Genomic DNA, 16825 nt, shown 5'->3' with positions numbered 1-16825 from the left:
GAAAGTTTCAAAGGCCATGAGTGACACCGGTGAGTTTGATTTCTCTCTGGACAATCGCGTTGAACAAGCGATTGTGGATGCCAAGGTCGCTGCTCGTAAGGCATTGCCACGAAGCCGTCAGGACATCGACGAAGAAAGTGCCCATCAGCGGCTTGCACACCGCAGAGGCCAGTCCAACACAGCTTTCGCACTCATCCTGGAAAACTTGGAAAACGCCGAGAGTGCTGAGCGTGCTGAGCATGTTTTGGAATCCTTTCCAGATGTGACGGCCTCTGTGGTCTACAAGCCCGGACGCGCGTGGATTACAGCGCCCGATACCATCGATCCGAATCAGTTCATCGAAGCTCTCCGCGAAATTGGGGTCGAGTCGTACCTCACGCGCAGCACGCTTCGGCGTCGTGCAACTCGGCTGGATGTGTCACAACATCGCCGTCCCGCTGTTCCGGCTGCCGCTCAACAGAATGAGGAGGAGCGCATTCGCCGTCGTGAAGCGGCCCTGCGCCGAAGCGGCGGCGGTGCGGAAGTATTGTTCACGGCGCGTGAACTGGTGACCAAGCAGCGCTTTTGGGGCAGCCTGTTCCTATCGATTCCAGTGCTGGTGACGTCGTTGAACGTCAACTGGCAGTTCCCGGGTTGGCAGTGGATGTGTCTTGTGCTGACCACGATTGTGGTGTGGTGGGGTGGCTGGCCGTTCCACCGTGCAATGGCGGCGTCTCTGCGTCGGCGGATGTCGGCGCTGGATGGGGCGAGCTCCATTGCCATCCTGCTGGCGTGGCTGTGGTCACTGGCGCAGCTTATTTTTGGCCCCGCGGGACAGATTGGCTATACCACTGCGCCCACGTGGTTTGCTTTCAACTACCGGGAAAGCGCCTCGGCAGAGGTGTTTTTCGACGTTGCCTGCGGTCTGACCGTGCTGTTGCTAACAGGTCGCATGTTTACGCGCTACAACAAGGTGCGTACTGGACAGATTTTGCGCAACCTGCGCATTCCAGCTGAGCGAAACGTGACAGTCGTGCGCAAGAGTGCCAAATCCGCGGAGCCGAAACGGGTGGAGGTGACGGTCGCGGAGCTCAATATCGGTGATGACATCGTGGTTCCACCGCACTCGGTGATTCCGGTTGATGGCTCAGTCATCGGTGGTGCGTCCACGATGGATGCGCAGCTACTCGGTATCGGCGTTGAACCACAGAAGGTCAAGGTCAATTCCAAGGTTTGGGCCGGCGCAATCAACCTGGATTCGGAGCTCAAGGTGCGTGTGGAGCGCACTGGTTTCAAGACCCGGGCGTCATCGATAGCACGTTGGCTGCGTCAAGCGGTTCGAGAAGAAACGGTGATGCACCAGACCGCAGTGCACTCGGCATCAGAGCTGGTGCCATGGACGCTGTCGTTGGCGGGCGTGGCTTTTTGCGGTTGGTGGCTGGCGACGGGCACGATGAGCGGTGCCCTCGCGGTGGCGCTGGCTATGCTCTCGGGCATCGCGCCGGTGGCATTGGCAATGTCTACGTCGACCGTGCAGCGCATCGGGATTCTGGCCGGTGCTAGTAACGGAATCTTGATTCGTGGCAATGAGACTTTCCGAAAGCTGGCCGCTGCTGATGTGGTGATTTTTAACCGAGTTGGAACGCTGACCGAGGGTGACACCCACGTGCTCGGTGTCGCCGCTGAGCGCAATGAAAATCCGGATCTGGTTCTGCGTGTGGCGGGCGCTCTCATGATGGAGAGCAACCACCCGGCATCGGCGGCCATCGTACGCGCGTGCCGTGCATCCCGCGACGCCGGTTCCGGCGGTGGCGAGGTGCCGCACTGGATTGAGACCGTACACGTCGCAATTGCGGAAGATGGTGCGTTCGTTGGCCAGGTAGAGATTCCGGTGAAGGACTCCGACGACAAGTTAGAGATGCGCTTTGTTGAGGGGCGTGTTTGGCGTCCGCGTGATCTCACTGCACTCAGCGAGAAAATGGCCGTGGCTGCGCTCAGTGGCGGTACTCCGATGGTGGTGTCGTGGCGTGGCAAGGTCCGTGGTGTCATCACCATTGGTGAGGACATTAAGCCCGATGCGGTCGAGAGCATTGACCAGCTTGAGGATATGGGCGTGGACACCATGATGATCACGCGAGATCCGTATCCAGTAGCCCGTCGTTTTGCTGACCGGCTGAATATCTCACGAGTATTCGCGGGCATCATTGCCTCCCGCAAGGCCATTGCGGTGCGTTCGGTCCACAGTGACGGCGAGACTGTCGTGATGGTTGGCGACAAGGACATCCGGGACTCTCTGCGTGCCGCTGACGTGGGTGTTTTGATGGACAACACCGAAGGCAATCAGAATCTTGATGTTGATTACGCCGATGTCGTGGCACTGCGGAACAACGTGTTGTCGATTCCGGAGGCCATTGAAATCGCACGTGCTGTGGTGCGGATGATGGACTCCAACATCTACTTTGCGTGGTTCTACAACGTTGCGGTCATCCTGCTGGGTATGACCGGTATGATTCACCCGCTGCTGGCATCGCTTTTGATGATTTTCTCCAGCTTGTGGATCGACTGGCGATCCCGTCGAGTGTCCTCTCGCCGCAAGCATCTATTCAGGGTGAAGCTGGGACGTTGGTAGGGCAGGGTAGCCCTTCATCCGAGTGGCCGTCTACGATGGTCACCGTGACTCAAGACATTAATGCTCCTCATGTCCCAGAAAACGTTGAGCTCACCGATCGTTCGGCAGAGTTCTTTACGCAGGCTCAGGCAGTGACGCCGGGTGGCGTGAACTCGCCGGTCCGCGCCTTCGGTTCCGTCGGTGGCACCCCACGTTTCATTGACCACGCCGCGGGCTCTCGTCTCGTGGATGTTGATGGTAACGAATATGTGGACTTGGTCTGCTCGTGGGGTCCAATGATTCTGGGCCACGCGCACCCGGCAGTGGTGGAGGCCGTTCAGAGCGCCGCCACTCGCGGTTTGTCTTTCGGCGCTCCGACGACGGCTGAGACCGACCTGGCTCGTCACATCGTTGAGCGCACGTCGGTAGATGAGGTGCGTCTGGTCAACTCCGGCACTGAGGCCACTATGTCCGCAGTACGCCTGGCTCGCGGTTTCACTGGCCGTTCCAAGATCATCAAGTTCGCCGGCTGCTACCACGGTCACGTGGACGCGCTGCTGGCATCGGCCGGTTCCGGTGTCGCTACTTTTGGTCTGCCGGATTCGCCGGGTGTCACCGGTGCATCGGCTGCCGACACCATTGTTGTTCCTTATAACGACATTGAGGCCGTCAAGGCCGCATTCGCTGAGAACCCGGGCGAGATTGCCTGTGTCATCACTGAGGCGGCAGCGGGCAACATGGGTACCGTCGCACCGCAGGACAACTTCAACGCGAAGTTGAAGGAAGTCTGCCACGCAGACGGCGCACTGCTGATTCTCGATGAGGTCATGACTGGCTTCCGCGCTTCCTACAACGGCTGGTACGGCATTGATGGTGTGGCCGGTGACCTGACCACCTTCGGCAAGGTCGTCTCCGGTGGTCTGCCGGCAGCTGCCTTCGGTGGTCGCCGCGACGTCATGGAGTACTTGGCTCCGAACGGTCCGGTGTACCAGGCAGGCACACTCTCCGGTAACCCGGTCGCTATGGCAGCTGGCCTGGCCAACCTGGAGAATGCCACGAAGGATGTCTATGACACCGTCGCAGCCAATGCAGATCGCCTGGCCACGATTCTGTCCGACGCCCTGACCAAGCAGGGCGTGGCCCACCACATTCAGCGTGCGGGCACGATGCTCTCGCCACGCTTCGCCGAGGGCGAGGGCCATAACTTTGAGCAGATGCAGGCAGCGGATACTTTCCGCTACCCGGCTTTCTTCCACGCCCTACTGGCCAATGGTGTCTACCCGCCGGCTTCTTGCTACGAGACCTGGTTCGTCTCCGCTGCGCTGACCGACGCCGACTTCGAGATTATCGAGCGTGCAGCAGCCCGCGCGGCCGAGGCGGCGGCAACCGCCAAGCCGGAGTAGGTGACACGTGCCGAACAAGACCAATTCGCAGGCCGAGCAGCAGGAATCGCAGCCGACACAGCCAGAGAACCAGGCATCCAAGCGTGCAACAAAGCACGCCAAGACCACGGTCGTACATCTCGTCCGCCATGGCGAGGTCTATAACCCGGATAAAATTCTCTACGGTCGTCTGCCCGGCTGGCACCTGTCGGAGCGCGGTCAGCGCCAGGCAGCAGCCACGGCCTCGTCCTTTGAAGGCCACAACATCCGCTACTTCGCCTGCTCTCCGCTGCAGCGCACGCAGGAGACCTCTAAGCCATTCACCGAGGTCATTGGCGCGAAGCCAACCTTGGATGAAGATCTGCTAGAGGCCGGCAACTCCTTTGAGGGATTGCACATCAAGGGCATCGATTCCGCGCTGTGGAATCCGAAGTACTGGCCACGCCTGCGTCGTCCGAGTGTGCCGAGTTGGGGAGAGCCCTACGAGGAGATTGCGGACCGTATGTTCCGCGCCATCGAGCGCGCCCGCGAGGCCGCCGAGGGAGCGGAAGCGGTGCTGGTGACGCACCAGCTGTGCATCATCGCCGCTCAGCGTCGTGCACGGTACTTGAAGCTGGCTCACAACCCGGCAACCAGGCAGTGTGATCTGGCCAGCGTGACCTCCTTGGTCTTCGTCGGCGACACCATTGTCGACGTGCGCTACAGTGAACCGGCCGGTCACCTGTAAGGTGAATAAATAGTTTTGTTGAAGTTTCACTGACCCCCGGAAGGTGGCACCCCAAGTGGCTAAGGTCTCATCGTCCCGAATTGCAGCAACGCTAGCGGCAGCAACTCTGTCTCTGTCGCTCGCAGCATGTAACCCCGGAGATTCAGTGGGACACGATGCCGTTGCCGTCGGCGGTCAGTTCGAGTTTGTTTCTCCAGGGGGTCAGCAGATCATTGACTACGCACCCGAGGAGCGCAAACCGGTCGGCAATGTCTTCGGTCCTTCTCTAGAGGACGACGACAAGAAAATCTCCCTCGATGACTTCAAGGACCAGATTGTGGTCCTAAACGCCTGGGGGCAGTGGTGCGCACCGTGCCGCTCCGAATCGGATGACCTGCAGTATGTCCAGGAACAGATGGAAGAGCAAGGTATCGGCACCGTTCTCGGCATCAACGTCCGCGACAATGTCCGCCAGGCTCCCATCGACTTTGTGAAGGACAACGGCATCACCTACCCGTCCATCTATGACCCGGCCTTCGTCAACGCCAGCGCACTCGGCGGCATCCCGGCTTCGGTGATTCCGACAACCATCATTCTGGACAAGCAGCACCGCCCGGCCAAGGTCTTCCTCCGCGAGGTCGATCACACCATGCTGATGAAGGCTGTTAATGAAGTGAAGGCGGAGGGCTAGGCCCCAGCATGGGAACTCTTGCCATGGACACGATTTATCTTGCCGATGGCATCGGCCAGCAGTTCGCCGACGCCGCCACCGGCGGTCCCATCCTATTAGGCCTGCTCGCTGCTGCGCTGGCTGGTCTCGTCTCGTTTGCCAGCCCGTGCGTCATTCCGCTCGTGCCCGGTTACGTCTCGTATCTCACCGGTATTTCCGGAGCATCGGGGGCGCAGGGCCAGGGCTTGACGACGGGAGTTGCGGACGCAACCGCCGTCGATAAGCATGACGGCGATGGAGGCCGTGGCCAGCGTTCCTCGACTGCCCGCGTCGGCCTGGCTGCGTTGCTGTTCGTGTTGGGCTTTACTGTCATTTTCGTGCTGGGGTCGGCCTCAATTTTCGGGCTCGTGTCCACGCTGCGTCTGCAGGCGCGCACGCTGACGATTGTCGGTGGCGTGGTGACCATCGTGATGGGACTCGCCTTCATGGGCATGGTGCCGGCGCTGCAGAAGGACACCCGCATGGCGCCGAAGCGCTGGACCACGTGGCTGGGAGCGCCACTGCTTGGCGCGGTGTTCGCGCTGGGGTGGACGCCGTGTCTGGGTCCGACGCTGACTGCAATTATTTCGGTGTCCGCAGGTACACAGGGAATGACCGCGGCTAGGGGAGTAGCGCTGATTATTGCTTACTGCCTGGGGCTGGGGCTGCCGTTCATTTTGGTGGCGCTGGGGTCGGCACGCGCGATGCGCGGAGTGGAATTCCTGCGCAAGCACTCGCGAACCATTCAGATCATCGGTGGTGTGGCGCTGGTGCTGGTCGGAATTGCCCTGGTCACGGGACTGTGGGATGTTTTTGTTGCCTGGGTTCAGGCCGCTTTTATTACTGATACGGTAACGCCAATTTAATGAAAGATTTTTTCAATGTCGGTGAATTGGAATAAGGTACGACAGCCCTTCCAGCAGGTCTGGAACTGGTTGACCAGCATGCGCACGGCGCTGATTCTGCTGTTCATCCTCGCTTTCGCAGCGGTTCCGGGCGCCCTGTTGCCACAGCGCTCGCTGAATAAGGACAAGGTCGACCAGTATCTTGCCGCCAATGGCAAGACCGCCGAGATCATGGATAAGCTGCAGCTTTTCGATGTCTTCTCGTCCGTCTGGTTCGTCGCCATCGTGGCCTTGCTGCTGATTTCCCTGATCGGCTGCATTATTCCGCGCACTATCGACCACTACAAGGCCATGAAGACGCCACCGGCCAAGGCGCCGAAACGGTTAGCGCGTCTTCCGCTTCACGACGAAGCTGTGGTCGATGCTTCCGCGGACGAGGTTTCTGAGCGGGTGCGTGAGCGCCTGAACAAGTGGGCGTTGACCGAGACTCCAGCAGATGAAGATCGCGCTGGGGCGCGCTCCTTTTCCGCGGAGAAGGGTTACTTGCGTGAGTTCGGCAACTTGGTGTTTCACCTGGGCATTGCGGTGCTGATTATTGTCGTCGGTTGGGGTCGCATGACTTATTACGAAGGTCAGGTCATTTTGCTGACCAACACCGGCACCGAAATTTCTGACGACAACGTCAACAGCGCGGTGGGCGTTCCGTTCTGTAATACTGCTGCGGCGAACTTTGACTCGCTGCGCGCTGGCAACACCTTTGACGGTACGACGTTGAACCCGTTCTGTATTCAGGTCGATGACTTCTTCGCCGACTACCTGCCGAATGGCCAGGCCAAGATGTTTACCTCTCGTATCCGTTATGCGGAAGAGAAGGACATGCGCAAGCCTGTCGATGAGTGGGAGAAGACCACGCTGCAGGTCAACCACCCACTGCGCATCGCAGGTGACCGCGTGTACCTACAGGGCCACGGCTTTGCCCCGGCGTTCAAGGTGACCTGGCCGAATGGTGAGTCGCGTACTTCGATTGTTCAGTTCCGACCAGATGACCTGACGTACTTCCTGTCTTCGGGTGCTCTGCGTTTTGACCCGCCTGCAGGCATGTACCCGGACCTGTTCGAGCGCCGCCAGAACCAGATTGCGATTGAGGGCCTGTTCGCCCCGACCGCCGAGTTCACTGGTGAAGGGGGTGCCCTGTTGCAGTCCTCTTACCCGGCGATGCAAGACCCGGCTGTGGCCGTCGACGTCTACCGAGGCGACGCTGGCTTGGACACTGGCCGTTCGCAGGGCCTGTTCTCGCTCGACCGCGACCTGATGCACTCGGGTCAGCTGGAAAAGGAGGCCCGCGTCAACCTCAAGCAGGGCGAATCCACAGAGCTTGCCGACGGCACCAAGATTGAATTCCTCGGTGCGAAGGAATTCGTCAACTTGCAGGTTTCGCACGATCCCACGCAGTTCTGGGTGCTGGTGGCTACTGTGGCCGCACTGGCGGGCATGGTGATGTCGCTGGGTATTAAGCGCCGGCGTGTTTGGGTGCGCATGTTCCCGCTGGAGGATGGCCGCACTCGCGTTGAGTTCGGTGGCCTTGCCCGCACAGACAAGGCAGGTTGGGGCGAGGAGTTCCAGTACATCGTTGACGACATCCTGGAGCGCGACAGTGATGACGAGGACAGCGAAGGAAACGATGCTGCCAAGGATGACAATGCCGATAAGGACAGCACGGACAATGAGACCAAAAGCTAACTGACCACTAAGTCCGGCCCATCCCTGCCACAGGGTGAACGCGAGGGGGCGAAAATTTCGCCTCCGCGCAACTTTTTTGCGTCCCTCGTGTCTGGCCCCCTTTTGCTTAGCCCCACTTTAGGACTAGGGTTTGAAGAAGTATTCCGCTAATTCCACACTTTGGAGTCAAGTACATGCTCGTCAATAAGACACTGGCGCAGTTTTCGGACTGGTCGTACTTCACGGCCTTCGCCTTTTATCTTGTGGCCTTTGTTGTTTCCATTGCCTACTACAGCCGTCGTATCGCGGCCGCTGAAGCTAAGAGCCAGGTTGCGGAGCGCGAGCTGGTAGCCGCCGGTGCTGGTGATGGAGCTCCCACCGCTAGTGTCGCTAACTCGGTGGAGTCGGAGACGAAGGCGTCGGCAAGCGTGGCTAAGAATCAGGCGCTGACGGACAAGCTCGGCGTTGTGACGGAAATGCTGATTTACGTCGGTGTAGCCGTGCACTTTGCATCGGTGCTACTGCGTGGCCTGGCCGTGCAGCGTTTCCCGTGGGGCAACCTCTACGAGTACATTTCGGTCTCCATTCTGTTTGCGATGGTCGTTGGTGCCGGTGTCCTGCACCGCGAGACCATGCGCGTGTTCTGGCCGTGGATGCTGGCACCGATTCTGGCGCTGATGTTCTACGGCGGTAGGAAGCTCTACACTGAGGCCGCTCCGGTGGTGCCGGCCCTGCAGTCGATTTGGTTTCCGATTCATGTGTCCATCATCTCTATCGGCTGCAGTATTGCGCTGATTTCCGGTGTGGCATCCATTCTCTACATGCTGAGGATGTACAACCGCAAGGGCAGCGAAAAGGGTTTCCTGGGCAAGCTGGTCTCGCCACTGCCGGATGCACAGAAGCTGGATGCGATTGCTTACCGCACCGCTATTTGGTCCTTCCCGCTGTTCGGTCTGGGTATTGTGCTGGGTGCTATTTGGGCGGAGTCCGCATGGGGTCGCTTCTGGGGCTGGGATCCGAAGGAGACTACGGCTCTGATTTCCTGGATTATCTACGCCCTGTACCTGCACGCTCGCGCGACCTCGGGTTGGCGTAATACCAAGGCTGCGTGGATTAACATCTTCGGTTTCGCGACCATGGTGTTCAACCTCTTCTTCATCAACATGGTGGTTTCGGGTCTGCACTCGTACGCTGGCCTGAACTAAGCCGATTACACACGAACGAAGCCGGCATCGCCGGGTGAACTAGAATCGCTTCCATGCGCGTTCTCGTCACCGGTGGTGCCGGCTTTATTGGTTCCAACTTCGTTCTCCGCACTCTGGCTACACGGCCCGATGTGAATGTCACGGTGCTGGACGCTTTCACCTATGCCGCGAACCCTGCGAGCTTGGATGGCGCGGACTGTGAAATCATCCGCGGCGATGTTCGTGACGCGGAGCTGATCGATCGCCTCGTGCCCCGCTTCGACGTGGTCGTCCACTTCGCCGCAGAGAGCCATAACGACAATTCGCTGGTGGATGCCGATCCCTTCGTCACCACTAATGTCATGGGCACCGTGAATCTGGCCAAGGCTTGCGCCACCCACGACGTCCGCCTTCACCACATCTCCACCGACGAGGTCTTCGGCGATCTCGCTCTCGACGATCCAGCACGCTTTACGACGGCCACCGCGTACAAACCCTCCAGCCCCTACTCGGCCTCCAAGGCTTCAGCGGATCACTTTGTCCGGGCGTGGGTGCGCAGCTTCGGGTTGGTTGCGACGATTAGTAACTGCTCGAACAACTACGGGCCGAGGCAGCATCCGGAGAAGCTGATTCCCCGCCAGATCTGTGGTCTGTTGCGCGGTCGTAGCCCTCGCGTGTACGGCACTGGCGAGAATGTTCGGGACTGGATTCACGTCGATGACCACAACGACGCGGTCTGGGCAATCTTGGATTCTGGCGAGGTGGGGGAGACCTACCTGATTGGTGCCGATGGCGAGCGTTCCAACCTCGACGTGGTCGGAGACATCCTGGAGGGCTTCGGTCGTGAGCGGTCCGACTTTGTCCATGTCACTGACCGCCCGGGGCATGACCGTCGTTATGCGATTGACCCCGCATCCATCCGCAGCCTTGGCTGGCAGCCGCGCTACCAAGACTTTTCCGCGGGGCTCGCCGAGACCATCGACTGGTATCGCGCCAACGAGTCCTGGTGGGCGGCGGCCTACGATGCCGCTGAGGCTGGCTACGCGGAGCGCGAGCAGGAGTTGTAGTTCGCTGCTGGGGCATGCCTAGCGAACCCTCAACGCACACTCAGTGCACACTCAACGCGTGCCACAGCCTCAGCCCGGGCGCCCCGTCTACACTTGTTACCCATGAGCCCTAAGAGCACATTCCAGCCCACTTCTATCGACGGCGTTTTCACCTTCGAACCGGTCATCCACGGCGACAGCCGCGGTAGTTTCCACGAGTGGTATCGCCTCGACGCATTCGCCGAGGCCACGGGCTACCCGTTCTTCCCGGAGCAGGCCAACATGAGTGTCTCCGCCGCAGGCGTTGTCCGTGGCCTGCACTTCGCTGACGTCAGCACCGCGCCAGATGGCCACCCCGGCCAGGCGAAGCTGGTTACTTGTCCCGCGGGCCACATCCTCGACATTGCGGTTGACCTGCGTCGCGGCTCCGATACCTTCGGCAAGGTCGAGGTTTTCGAGCTCGACAGCAAGACCCGCCGAGTGGTCTATCTGCCCAACGGCATCGGACATGGCTTCGTCTCGCTTGCCGACGACTCTGTGCTCACTTACCTCACTTCCACCGGTTACAACCCGGAGGCAGAGCGTGCTGTTAGCATCCAGGACCCGACTCTCGGAATTGACCTGGCTGCGCTGCTGGCCAAGGGTGGTCTCACCGACGCGGACATGATTCTCTCCGAGCGCGATCAGAAGGCTCCGACTATGGAGCAGTTCGAGGCCGAGGGCAATAAGCTCCCCAGTGAGTTTGACTGCAAGGATCTTGAGAACATGGCTCGCGACGAGTGGGCAATCGCCAACGAAGCGGCCGGGCAGTAAGGCAGAAAGGCGCGAGCACTATGAAGGGCATCATCCTCGCAGGTGGTACGGGCTCTCGGCTGTTTCCCATCACACTTGGCGTAAGCAAGCAGCTGGTTCCCGTCTATGACAAGCCGATGATCTACTACCCGCTGAGCACGCTGATGCTAGCGGGAATCAGGGACATCCTCGTCATCACCACGCCACATGATGCCCCGCAGTTTGAACGCTTGCTTGGCGACGGCTCGCAGTGGGGCCTCACCCTCACCTTTGCCACCCAAGACGAGCCCCGTGGTCTCGCTGAAGCGTTCATCATCGGTGCGGACCACATCGGCGATGACTCCGTTGCCCTCATCCTCGGCGACAACATCTTTTACGGTGCTGGCTTGGGCACGCAGCTGCGCCGCTTCCATAACGTCGATGGCGGAGCGATCTTCGCCTACTGGGTCGCAGATCCCACAGCCTATGGAGTCGTGGACTTCGACCAAAGCGGCAAAGCCGTGGCGATCCAGGAGAAACCGAAGAAACCACGCAGCCATTTCGCGGTGCCTGGTTTGTACTTCTATGATGCCGAGGTTGTTGAGATAGCTCGCTCGCTGCAACCGTCGTCACGCGGCGAATTGGAAATCACGGATGTTAACCGCGCCTACTTGGAGCGCGGGAAACTGCAGGTAGAGGTGCTGCCGCGCGGCACGGCATGGCTGGACACGGGCACGGTGGACAATCTGATGGCCGCGGGTGATTTCGTGCGCACGATTGAGCAGCGGCAGGGGCTAAAGATTGGCTCGCCGGAAGAGGTGGCGTGGCGCATGGGATTCATTGACGATGCTGCGCTTAGCGCGCGTGCCGACGCCCTCAGCGCCAGTGGCTACGGGGAATATCTACAGCAGTTGTTGCTGCGTGGCAAGGACGTTTAGTCAGTTTCGCCGGGATTATCGGGGTTGTCGTCCTGCTCCCGTTCGCGCCGCTCCTGCAGCTCCTGCTCACGTTTACGGCGATCGAATTCGGCCTTCTTGAGCTTCCAGAGAAACTCCGGATCATCGTCGGGAGCGAGCGGACGGGGTTCCGGTTGCGGAGCGGAAATACGTCGCATGCCGTTGCCGCGACTGCCGGGGCCAAATGCCTTCCACAGCATGACTACGACAAGGATGATGAACAGCAGCAGAATGAGCCGACCCATGTAATAGCTAACCTCCTGGATTTACCGACTAGAATACGCAACGAGTCCCGTAGTGCCCACGAGGGGTATCGCACTGCATGCGGTACGGCGTACAGAGTTCGTTAGGGTACAAAGGAACGTTGGACACGAACAGCCATGGACGCTAGCAACGCCCGGGCACAGCACAGGCGTAACACGTAGAGGTGAGGGTTTAATGACCAATCCAGCAGAGCAGGACAAGTTGGCTTCTGAGGCTCAGATGCCAGCAGCTCCGGTGACCAAGAATGCTGGTCGCGGCAATGCCATGAAGGGGCTGTTCTGGTACGGCCTTGCTCGTCTGCTGCTATTCCTAGTGCTGTTCTTCATTCTGCTCGTGATTATCTACCTCGTTAATGTGCAGATTCCGGCTGCAATTACGGCTGTGTTCGCACTGATTATTGCGATGCCGCTGTCGGTTTTTGTGTTCCCGAAGCTGCGCGTCCAGGCCAATGAGTCTGTTGCAGTGTGGTCGGAGAACCGCCGCGCGCACAAGGAATACATTGCGCAGCAGATTAAGGACCGCGAGGAAAACTAGCGCACCTTCTCCAGGGCCCGCTCGATAGCCCGGTTCACCGCTTCCGGAGCCTCGAGCGGCAACATGTGGCCGGCCCCGTCGACTTCAACCAGTTCGGCGTCCGGCCACTTTTCCATAATTAGGTCTGCTTGCTTGCGCGGAGTGACATCGTCCTTCGTGCCCACCAGTACCGCTCCTGGCAAGCCCTCCAAGTAAGGCCCGGATGCGAACTCGTCGTGATCCTGCAGGTCGTCGAGATATCCCACGAAAGTTTCCAGCGGTGTTTCATTAATCATGGCCGCGTGGAACTCGATGATCTCGTAGTCCGTGCGCCGGGCGAACACCGCCACCGCCAACGACGGCGCCATCAGTGACGCGATTGCCTCGCGGAACTTGCGAATCTCCTTCGGCGAGGACTCAATTGCATTGCGCGCCGCATCCGCCACCGGGGACGCCAGAATCTGCGGCACACCCTGGGCGGCCAGCTTGTCGATAGACGTGGAAATCAACACTACGCCTGCTATCCGACGGCGAATGCTTTCCTCGGCAGCCCGCACCATGTGCAGTGCAATCAAACCGCCTAGCGAATGCCCAACCACGATGAGTTTTCCGGTCGCGGCACGCTCGGCGATCACGGCCAGCGCATCGGCCGCAGCCCCTTCGACCGTGCAGAGTGAAGCCGGAACCGCTCCGGTCTGGCCGTGGCCGCGCAGATCCATAGTCAACAGGCGTGCTTCCGGGTGCGACTTGCGCAGCGCGTTGAACTGCCGGTACCAGGACTCACCAGCCAGGGTGAAGCCGTGGACGAAGACGATGGTCACGGGTTCTTTGGCGGGTTCGCTAGGTTCAACCTCGTACCAGTGCACCGGAATATCGGTGGTGACAGCATCCGGCTTGTCGCTGGCCTTCCGCTCGTCGTCCTTGGCCGCAATCTCGGCCGTGACCGGTGCGGTCTTGATATGCACCACGCCGGTTGACGTGAGATCGGTGAGTCCCGGTTCACGGGTCTGCGAATGCAGCGCACCGTGCTCCAGCGCCAGTCGGCGGCGTCCCGATTTGGTCAAACGCAGAGCAGCGCTGCGGGCGAAAGCTGGAGCCTTGGCTGCTGTGTCGCCAACTCGGGTTGCGGCCTCCTGGACGTCGTCAAGCGCCTTGTGCGTCAGTGTGCGGAAGTCCATCGGTACCCCCTAGCTGAGCGCGAGTGCGAGTGCCGTAATGACGGACCAGGCAAGCATCATCTTGCCGGTAAGCCCCAGTACCGGGATGAGCTCCTTGCCCTTCTTATGCATGCGAATTGGCTCGGAGGCCTTCACCCACAGCGGCACGATGAGCAGACCCACCAGCGCCCATGGGCGCCAGAAAGCGATAAAGCTGCTGGCCAGCGCGGGCATGAGGGAGAGAATCTGCCAGACGATGCGGGTGCGGAAGTCGCCCAGGCGAACTGCCAAGGTGATCTTGCCGGTAGCGGCGTCGGTGGGGATGTCGCGCAAGTTGTTCGCCAGGTTCACGGCAGAAGACACCGAACCAATACCAATTGCGCAGGCCAGGCCGACCCAAGACAGCGAGCCCGTCTGGGTGAATTCCGTGCCGAGCACCGCGACGAGACCGAAAAAGACGAAGACCGAGACCTCGCCAAGTCCGCGATAACCGTAGGGATTTTTACCGCCGGTGTAGAACCACGCAGCCGCGATGCACAGTGCACCGACCAGAATGAGCCACCACGCGCTCATCAGGGACAGCGCCACACCGGCAAGACCGGCGACACCAAAGGAACCGAACGCCGCGTACTTCACAACCTTCGGCTCGACCAGACCAGAACCCGTCAGGCGCAGCGGGCCCGAGCGGTCATCGTCAGTGCCGCGGATGCCATCGGAGTAGTCGTTGGCGAAGTTCACGCCCACAATCAACGCCCACGCGACAACCAGCGCGAGCACCGCACGTCCCCAGATAATCGGCGCGTGCGTCGATGCCGCTCCGACACCGACGATGACCGGCGCAAACGCATTCGCCCAGGTATGGGGGCGCGCGCCTTCCAGCCAATCGCTTAACGACGCCGTTGCAGGACTCTTTGGTGCTTCAGACATGAATTAATAATAGGACGTGACACCAAATGCCTTGAACTAATGCGTGTCTGAATGAGCTAAAAGAGCGCCGCGACTTTCTTCCGGTCGACCTTGCCCGGACCAATCAGTGGCAGGACCTCCACGCGACGCAGGTCCTTGGGAATCATCCAGTGATTGATTCGCCCGGCGTCTTCAGCATCGCCGAGCCCGTCCATGACATCGCCGAGCTCAGCGATGCCTTCATACGCTGCGACGATAGCGTGGCCGAGCCTTGGGTGTGGCACACCGACCACGCAGGCTCCCGTAACTCCATCGATGGCGAGCAGTTCACGTTCGAGGACTTCGGGGTGCAGCTTCAACCCGCCGGAGTCGATGATGGTGTCCAGGCGTCCCGTAATGACTAGTCGGCCATCGTGGATCTCGCCCGCATCGGAGGTGGCGAACCAACCTGGTTTATGGAAAGCCTCGTGACTGGGCGCGTTGCGGTAACCGTGTGCAATCATCGGTCCGCCCAGCCAAACGCGACCATTTTCGATGGCGACCTGTGCACCTTCGATGGGCTGTCCGTCATAGACGCAGCCGCCGGCTGTCTCGGAGGAACCATAGGTGGTCACGACGTTGATGCCGAGTTCTTCGGCGCGCGCTGCCACCTGCGGGTTCAAGGCTGCGCCGCCGACAAGGACAGCATCAAACAGGCGCAGGGCTGCCGCGCCAAAGGGTTCTTCCATGGCCTTGGCCAGCTGCATCGGAGCCAGCGAGGTGTAGGCACGGTCGCTGGTGAGGGCCTCGGCGCCGTCGGCGAATGCGGCCACATCAAAACCGTCGGTCACATCCACACACACCGGATTCGTGCCCGCGAGCAGCGAACGAATGAGAACCTGCAGGCCAGCGATATGGTAGGCCGGCATCGCCAGCAGCCACTGCCCTTCACCGCCGAGCCACTGATGTGTAGCGGTAGCAGAGGAGACCAAGTTATCCACCGTCAGCTGTGCACCCTTCGGTGTGCCGGTGGAACCGGAGGTGCCGACAACAAGCGCGATGGATTCATCAATTGGCTCACCTGCGCGTTGCGAGTTCCGCAAGATTGAGGCGCGCGTGCCGTCGTGAAGCGGAACGGGAAGAAGAGAGACCTCACCGTCCAGCGCAGCGCGGAGGTCGGGCAGGATGGCGGTCGGGTTGTGGGGATTGATGGAAAGCAGGCTGAGCGTACGCACAACCCAAACCATAGTCGGTGTTATTCCGTAGTTTCTGGTGGCGAGGTCGGAACAATCGTGGCCTCGGGCGCGTTGCGCAGACCAAAGACAGTCATAGATAAAAGGCGTCGAAGATGGGTTGGATTTTTGGTAGATCAGCGGAGCTGGTGCCGGAAGATGAGGCGCTAAAGGGCGGCTCGCACCCGGTGTTGGAAAATCCGAAGCCGCATGCGGTGCTCGGCACGCCGATCACCGGCCCATGGGAGGAAGGCCAGGAGGTCGTCTACATCGGGATTGGCTGTTACTGGGGTGCTGAGAAGCTGTTTTGGGAAACACCGGGCGTGCTCAGCACATCGGTCGGGTTCGCCGGGGGCATGACGCCGAATCCCACCTACCGCGAGTCCTGCACCGGACGCACCAACCACACCGAGATTGTGGAGGTCGTCTACGCCCCGGAGCAGATTAGCTTCGACCAGCTGATCGCCAAGGCCTTCGAAGCCCACGATCCCACGCAGGGCTACCGCCAGGGTAATGATGTCGGCACGCAGTACCGTTCCGCGATCTACACGACGACGCCCGAGCAAGCGCGCCGGGCACAGGAGATCGCCGATGCCTACGCGCCGAAGCTTGCCGACGCTGGCCTGGGGGCCATCACCACGGAGATTAAGCCACTCGCGGAGACTCCGGCAGGGGAGTACTACCGAGCCGAGGATGAGCATCAGCAGTACTTGTTTAAGAATCCGAACGGCTACTGCCCAGTGCATTCGACCGGCGTGGCCTGCGGAATTTAAAGGCGAAGCTTTTTAGAACGGTCAGTCGCGATTAGTAAAACTCACTGAGAAAAGTAAGGTGGTTATATCAATCAGATAGTCGAATAGGAGTGAACC

The 16825-nt window shown here is 60.1% G+C and carries 16 protein-coding genes; 12 read left to right on the top strand and 4 right to left on the bottom strand.

Features of this window, described 5'->3' with window-relative positions:
- Positions 1-16: 16 nt before the first annotated feature.
- The 10 genes from AB1Z34_RS04120 (at position 17) to rfbA (ending at position 11887) form a co-directional block, all read left to right on the top strand.
- On the top strand, positions 17-2608 hold the full coding sequence (locus AB1Z34_RS04120; protein WP_069359109.1) for a cation-translocating P-type ATPase: 2592 nt from the start codon (positions 17-19) through the stop codon (positions 2606-2608).
- A gap of 35 nt (positions 2609-2643) precedes the next feature.
- Positions 2644-3990, top strand: a complete 1347-nt coding sequence (gene hemL / locus AB1Z34_RS04115; RefSeq protein ID WP_049190552.1) for a glutamate-1-semialdehyde 2,1-aminomutase — start codon at positions 2644-2646, stop codon at positions 3988-3990.
- A 7-nt stretch (positions 3991-3997) separates the two neighbouring features.
- Positions 3998-4696, top strand: coding sequence for a histidine phosphatase family protein (locus AB1Z34_RS04110; protein ID WP_367157947.1), 699 nt, complete (start codon positions 3998-4000; stop codon positions 4694-4696).
- Between the two features lie 55 nt (positions 4697-4751).
- Entirely contained in the window at positions 4752-5366 is a 615-nt protein-coding gene (locus AB1Z34_RS04105) for a TlpA disulfide reductase family protein (RefSeq protein WP_367157946.1), read from the top strand.
- A 23-nt stretch (positions 5367-5389) separates the two neighbouring features.
- Entirely contained in the window at positions 5390-6250 is an 861-nt protein-coding gene (locus AB1Z34_RS04100) for a cytochrome c biogenesis CcdA family protein (RefSeq protein ID WP_367157977.1), read from the top strand.
- Positions 6251-6265: 15 nt separating this feature from the next.
- Positions 6266-7969, top strand: coding sequence for a cytochrome c biogenesis protein ResB (locus AB1Z34_RS04095; protein WP_187401356.1), 1704 nt, complete (start codon positions 6266-6268; stop codon positions 7967-7969).
- Between the two features lie 173 nt (positions 7970-8142).
- The gene (gene ccsB / locus AB1Z34_RS04090) at positions 8143-9153 is read left to right on the top strand and encodes a c-type cytochrome biogenesis protein CcsB (RefSeq protein WP_367157945.1); all 1011 of its coding nucleotides are present in this window, start codon (positions 8143-8145) and stop codon (positions 9151-9153) included.
- Positions 9154-9206: 53 nt separating this feature from the next.
- Entirely contained in the window at positions 9207-10199 is a 993-nt protein-coding gene (gene rfbB / locus AB1Z34_RS04085; RefSeq protein WP_016421999.1) for a dTDP-glucose 4,6-dehydratase, read from the top strand.
- Positions 10200-10301: 102 nt separating this feature from the next.
- Positions 10302-10991, top strand: a complete 690-nt coding sequence (locus tag AB1Z34_RS04080) for a dTDP-4-dehydrorhamnose 3,5-epimerase family protein (protein ID WP_367157944.1) — start codon at positions 10302-10304, stop codon at positions 10989-10991.
- A 20-nt stretch (positions 10992-11011) separates the two neighbouring features.
- Positions 11012-11887, top strand: a complete 876-nt coding sequence (gene rfbA / locus AB1Z34_RS04075; protein WP_016422001.1) for a glucose-1-phosphate thymidylyltransferase RfbA — start codon at positions 11012-11014, stop codon at positions 11885-11887.
- Here the strand turns inward: rfbA and AB1Z34_RS04070 are convergent.
- Positions 11884-12150: a hypothetical protein gene (locus tag AB1Z34_RS04070; RefSeq protein ID WP_016422002.1), complete on the bottom strand. Its 267-nt coding sequence runs from the start codon at positions 12148-12150 to the stop codon at positions 11884-11886. The two genes, rfbA and AB1Z34_RS04070, sit on opposite strands and share 4 nt — an antisense overlap.
- 193 nt (positions 12151-12343) lie before the next feature.
- Here AB1Z34_RS04070 and AB1Z34_RS04065 point away from each other — a divergent pair, with 193 nt between their 5' ends.
- A complete protein-coding gene (locus AB1Z34_RS04065) occupies positions 12344-12703 on the top strand; it encodes a DUF4229 domain-containing protein (protein WP_016422003.1) in 360 nt (119 codons plus the stop codon).
- On the opposite strand, the gene AB1Z34_RS04060 is transcribed toward AB1Z34_RS04065, so the two are convergent.
- From AB1Z34_RS04060 to menE, 3 genes are read right to left on the bottom strand one after another with little or no spacing between them, the layout of a single operon-like run.
- Entirely contained in the window at positions 12700-13860 is a 1161-nt protein-coding gene (locus tag AB1Z34_RS04060) for an alpha/beta hydrolase (RefSeq protein WP_049192983.1), read from the bottom strand. The two genes, AB1Z34_RS04065 and AB1Z34_RS04060, sit on opposite strands and share 4 nt — an antisense overlap.
- Positions 13861-13869: 9 nt before the next feature.
- Positions 13870-14766, bottom strand: a complete 897-nt coding sequence (locus tag AB1Z34_RS04055; RefSeq protein WP_016422005.1) for a 1,4-dihydroxy-2-naphthoate polyprenyltransferase — start codon at positions 14764-14766, stop codon at positions 13870-13872.
- 56 nt (positions 14767-14822) lie between these two features.
- Positions 14823-15971 (bottom strand): o-succinylbenzoate--CoA ligase, encoded by a 1149-nt coding sequence (menE, locus tag AB1Z34_RS04050; RefSeq protein WP_048732378.1) that lies wholly within the window; start codon positions 15969-15971, stop codon positions 14823-14825.
- A gap of 101 nt (positions 15972-16072) precedes the next feature.
- Here menE and msrA point away from each other — a divergent pair, with 101 nt between their 5' ends.
- Positions 16073-16729 carry a peptide-methionine (S)-S-oxide reductase MsrA gene (gene msrA / locus AB1Z34_RS04045; protein ID WP_367157943.1) on the top strand — a complete coding sequence of 219 codons (657 nt, stop codon included), beginning with the start codon at positions 16073-16075 and terminating at the stop codon, positions 16727-16729.
- Positions 16730-16825: the final 96 nt, after the last annotated feature.

Source organism: Corynebacterium sp. 045007 (assembly GCF_040743205.1).
Taxonomy (GTDB): domain Bacteria; phylum Actinomycetota; class Actinomycetes; order Mycobacteriales; family Mycobacteriaceae; genus Corynebacterium; species Corynebacterium jeikeium_D.
The sequence above is the reverse complement of the archived record's forward strand: the minus strand, read 5'-3'. Positions and strand labels throughout refer to the sequence as shown.

What these genes read in the sequence shown, in the direction of transcription:
- AB1Z34_RS04120 (WP_069359109.1), top strand. Translation starts at nt 17, where the DNA reads ATGAGTGACACCGGTGAGTTTGATTTCTCTCTGGACAATCGCGTTGAA.
- AB1Z34_RS04080 (WP_367157944.1), top strand. Translation starts at nt 10,302, where the DNA reads ATGAGCCCTAAGAGCACATTCCAGCCCACTTCTATCGACGGCGTTTTC.
- AB1Z34_RS04065 (WP_016422003.1), top strand. Translation starts at nt 12,344, where the DNA reads ATGACCAATCCAGCAGAGCAGGACAAGTTGGCTTCTGAGGCTCAGATG.
- hemL (WP_049190552.1), top strand. Translation starts at nt 2,644, where the DNA reads ATGGTCACCGTGACTCAAGACATTAATGCTCCTCATGTCCCAGAAAAC.
- AB1Z34_RS04095 (WP_187401356.1), top strand. Translation starts at nt 6,266, where the DNA reads ATGTCGGTGAATTGGAATAAGGTACGACAGCCCTTCCAGCAGGTCTGG.
- AB1Z34_RS04100 (WP_367157977.1), top strand. Translation starts at nt 5,390, where the DNA reads ATGGACACGATTTATCTTGCCGATGGCATCGGCCAGCAGTTCGCCGAC.
- ccsB (WP_367157945.1), top strand. Translation starts at nt 8,143, where the DNA reads ATGCTCGTCAATAAGACACTGGCGCAGTTTTCGGACTGGTCGTACTTC.
- msrA (WP_367157943.1), top strand. Translation starts at nt 16,073, where the DNA reads ATGGGTTGGATTTTTGGTAGATCAGCGGAGCTGGTGCCGGAAGATGAG.
- AB1Z34_RS04055 (WP_016422005.1), bottom strand. Translation starts at nt 14,766, where the DNA reads ATGTCTGAAGCACCAAAGAGTCCTGCAACGGCGTCGTTAAGCGATTGG.
- rfbA (WP_016422001.1), top strand. Translation starts at nt 11,012, where the DNA reads ATGAAGGGCATCATCCTCGCAGGTGGTACGGGCTCTCGGCTGTTTCCC.
- rfbB (WP_016421999.1), top strand. Translation starts at nt 9,207, where the DNA reads ATGCGCGTTCTCGTCACCGGTGGTGCCGGCTTTATTGGTTCCAACTTC.
- AB1Z34_RS04060 (WP_049192983.1), bottom strand. Translation starts at nt 13,860, where the DNA reads ATGGACTTCCGCACACTGACGCACAAGGCGCTTGACGACGTCCAGGAG.
- AB1Z34_RS04070 (WP_016422002.1), bottom strand. Translation starts at nt 12,150, where the DNA reads ATGGGTCGGCTCATTCTGCTGCTGTTCATCATCCTTGTCGTAGTCATG.
- menE (WP_048732378.1), bottom strand. Translation starts at nt 15,971, where the DNA reads ATGGTTTGGGTTGTGCGTACGCTCAGCCTGCTTTCCATCAATCCCCAC.